The 528-nt window shown below is 65.0% G+C and carries 1 pseudogene; it reads left to right on the top strand.

The annotated features are described in order from the left end of the window. Positions 1-528 (top strand): annotated as a pseudogene (locus AAC155_RS24310) (RHS repeat protein); the annotation flags it as partial.

The raw sequence follows: 528 nt of genomic DNA, 5'->3' as shown, positions 1-528 counted from the left end.
GCCTGGGCCGGCTGCTGCGGGTCACCGACGCGTTACATCAGCAGACCGACTACCACCACAGCCCGTTTCACGCCAGCCCGGCGGGCAGCGTCAGCGAGATTTGCTTGCCGGACGGCCTCCGGCAGACGATTGACTACGACAGCGAGCGCCGGGTCTCGGCGGTGACCGACGGGGAAGGCCGGACCACCCGCTATACCTATGACGCCTTTGACCGGCTCAGCCACCTCACCCGCCCGGATGGCACGGCCCTGACCTTCGGCTATGACCGGCTGACCCGCCTGAAAACCGTGACCAACGAAACCGGTGAAACTTACCATTACACCCGTGACCCGGCCGGCCGGGTGATTAGCGAAACCGATTTTACCGGCCGGACGATTCATTATCAGTATGACGCCGCCGGGCGCCGCCTGACTGCCCGTTACCCCAATCACCAGCTGCTGCGCTGGTGTTACACCGACGACGACCGCCTGACCCGCCAGGAAGCGTGGCAGGAAGAGGATGACCGGTGCGCGTTATACGCCGTCACCA

This window comes from Photorhabdus sp. HUG-39 (assembly GCF_963878365.1).
GTDB classification, from domain to species: Bacteria; Pseudomonadota; Gammaproteobacteria; order Enterobacterales; family Enterobacteriaceae; genus Photorhabdus; species Photorhabdus kayaii.
Note: the sequence above shows the minus strand (reverse complement) of the source record. Positions and strands in the feature narration are given on the sequence as shown.